Here is a 2508-nt window from a genome sequence, read left to right as displayed (position 1 = left end):
CGCCCGACGGCTCGGTCGCGGTCGCGTCCCCCGCCAAGGAGGTGCGCGAGTTCGGCGGCCGGCCCTACGTGCTGGAGGAGTCGATCACCACCGACTTCGCGCTGGTCCGCGCGGCCCGCGGCGACCGGCACGGCAACCTCGTGTTCGACAAGGCCGCCCGCAACTTCAACCCGCTCTGCGCGATGGCCGGGCGGACCACCGTCGCCGAGGTCGAGGAGCTGGTCGAGCCCGGCGCGATCGACCCCGACCACGTCCACCTGCCCGGTGTGTTCGTGCAGCGGGTCGTCCCGCTGACGGCCGCCCAGGCCGCCGACAAGCCGATCGAGAAGCGGACCGTCCGGGAGGTGCGGGACTGATGCCCTGGAGCCGGGACGAGATCGCGGCGCGCGCGGCGGCCGAGCTGCCGGACGGCGCGTACGTCAACCTGGGCATCGGCCTGCCCACCCTGATCCCCAACCACGTGCCCGCCGGACGGCACGTCGTGCTGCACGCCGAGAACGGCGTCCTCGGCGTCGGCCCGTACCCCGCCGAGGACGACGTCGACCCGGACCTGATCAACGCGGGCAAGGAGACGGTGACCGTGCTCCCGGGCGCGGCCTACTTCGACTCGTCCCTGTCGTTCGGGATGATCCGCGGCGGGCACATCGACGTCGCCGTGCTGGGCGCGATGCAGGTGTCGGCGCGCGGCGACCTCGCCAACTGGTCGGTCCCCGGAAAGATGATCAAGGGCATGGGCGGCGCGATGGACCTGGTGCACGGCGCGCGCCGGGTGATCGCCGTGATGACGCACACCGACCGGTCCGGCGCGTCCAAGGTCGTGGCGGCCTGCACGCTGCCGCTGACCGGCGCGGCGTGCGTGGACCGGATCATCACCGACCTCGCCGTCCTGGACGTCACGCCCGGCGGCCTGGCCCTGGCCGAGACCGCCCCCGGAGTCACCGAGGCCGAGGTCCGCGAGCGGACCGCCGCCCCCATCCTCCCGTAGGAGACGAGAGCATGACCCATCCCCCCTACCTGTACCCGGGCTACAAGAGCACGGTGCTGAGGTCGCCGGGGCAAGACCTGGTGATGCCCCGGTTCGGGCCGGACAGCGTCGAGCTGGCGTCCCCGGTCTTCGGGCACCAGGAACTCGGCCGCCTGGACGACGACCTGACCCGGCGCCACTCCGGCGAACCGCTCGGCGAGCGGATCATCGTCACCGGGCGGGTGCTGGACACGGCGGGCCGCCCGGTGCGCGGCGCGCTGGTCGAGGTCTGGCAGGCCAACGCCGCCGGACGGTACGCCCACCTCGGCGACCAGCACCCGGCGCCGCTCGACCCGAACTTCACCGGCGCGGGGCGCTGCCTGACCGACGGCGACGGCCGCTACCGGTTCGTCACGATCAAGCCGGGCGCGTACCCGTGGCGCAACCACCCGAACGCCTGGCGGCCGGCGCACATCCACTTCTCGGTCTTCGGGACGGCGTTCACCCAGCGCCTCGTCACGCAGATGTACTTCCCCGGCGACCCGCTGTTCGCCCACGACCCGATCATGCAGTCGATCCCCGACCCGAAGGACCGCGACCTGCTGGTGTCCCGCTTCGACCTGGACACCACCACGCCCGAGTGGGCGCTGGGCTACCAGTGGGACATCGTCCTCGGCGACACCCCGATGGAGACCTGATGGCGGACACCACCGCGCCCGGCCTCAAGCCCACGCCGTCGCAGACCGTCGGGCCGTTCTTCGGCTTCGCCCTGCCCTACGCGGAGGGCCCCGAACTCGTCCCCGGGTGGCACCCCGACGCGATCACCGTCCGCGGCCGGGTGCTGGACGGCGCGGGCGACCCCGTCCCGGACGCGCTGCTGGAGATCTGGCAGGCCGATTCCGACGGCCGCACGCCGAGCGGCCCGGGCGGGCTGCGCCGCGCGCCGCACGACTTCTCCGGCTTCGGCCGCTGCGGCACCGACCCGGCGGGCCGGTACTGGTTCCGGACGGTCAAGCCGGGCGCGACCGGCCGGGACGCCCCGCACATCGCCGTCCTGGTGTTCGCGCGCGGCCTGCTGAAGCCCGTCCGCACCCGGCTCTACTTCCCGCAGGACGCCGAGCTGCACGGGGCCGACCCGCTGCTGGCGGCCGTCCCGGCGGACCGTCGCCCGACCCTGGTGGCGGACGCGGAGGACGCGCGGACATATCGTTTCGACGTTCATCTCCAGGGCGAGCGGGAGACGGTCTTCCTTGACATCTGACCAGCCGGCCGGCGCGCCGGAGCCGGGCGGACCGCTGGACTCCGGCCTGCTGTCCCCGGTCCGCGCCGGGACGGCCGCCGAGGCGTTGACCGGCGACGCCGCGTGGCTGCGCGCGCTGCTGGACGCCGAGGCGGCGCTGGCCCGCGCGCAGGCCCGGCTCGGCCTCGTCCCCGCGGACGCGGCCGACGCCATCACCCGAGCCGCCCGCGCCGCGCGCCCGGACCCCGCCGGGCTCGCCCGCCGGGCGCGCGGCGCGGGCAACCCCGTCGTCCCGCTGGTCAAC

General features: G+C 74.8%; 4 protein-coding genes and 1 pseudogene. All 5 read left to right on the top strand.

Annotation, left to right across the window (positions count from 1 at the left end; all coding sequences use genetic code 11):
• Positions 1–356: CoA transferase subunit A (locus AB0J52_RS36090; RefSeq protein WP_500187402.1), on the top strand; the 356-nt coding region annotated here is incomplete at its 5' end.
• On the top strand, positions 356–985 hold the full coding sequence (locus AB0J52_RS36085; protein WP_500187401.1) for a CoA transferase subunit B: 630 nt from the start codon (positions 356–358) through the stop codon (positions 983–985). The genes AB0J52_RS36090 and AB0J52_RS36085, both read left to right, overlap by 1 nt.
• Before the next feature lie 11 nt (positions 986–996).
• The gene (gene pcaH, locus AB0J52_RS36080; RefSeq protein WP_500187400.1) at positions 997–1662 is read left to right on the top strand and encodes a protocatechuate 3,4-dioxygenase subunit beta; all 666 of its coding nucleotides are present in this window, start codon (positions 997–999) and stop codon (positions 1660–1662) included.
• Entirely contained in the window at positions 1662–2225 is a 564-nt protein-coding gene (gene pcaG, locus AB0J52_RS36075) for a protocatechuate 3,4-dioxygenase subunit alpha (protein ID WP_500187399.1), read from the top strand. Before pcaH ends, pcaG begins: the two co-directional genes overlap by 1 nt.
• Positions 2215–2508 (top strand): annotated as a pseudogene (locus AB0J52_RS36070) (3-carboxy-cis,cis-muconate cycloisomerase); the annotation flags it as partial. The gene pcaG and the pseudogene AB0J52_RS36070, both read left to right, overlap by 11 nt.

The organism is Spirillospora sp. NPDC049652 (assembly GCF_040675125.1).
Classification (GTDB): Bacteria; Actinomycetota; Actinomycetes; order Streptosporangiales; family Streptosporangiaceae; genus Spirillospora.
The sequence above is the reverse complement of the archived record's forward strand: the minus strand, read 5'-3'. Positions and strand labels throughout refer to the sequence as shown.

What these genes read in the sequence shown, in the direction of transcription:
- pcaH (WP_500187400.1), top strand. Translation starts at nt 997, where the DNA reads ATGACCCATCCCCCCTACCTGTACCCGGGCTACAAGAGCACGGTGCTG.
- pcaG (WP_500187399.1), top strand. Translation starts at nt 1,662, where the DNA reads ATGGCGGACACCACCGCGCCCGGCCTCAAGCCCACGCCGTCGCAGACC.
- AB0J52_RS36085 (WP_500187401.1), top strand. Translation starts at nt 356, where the DNA reads ATGCCCTGGAGCCGGGACGAGATCGCGGCGCGCGCGGCGGCCGAGCTG.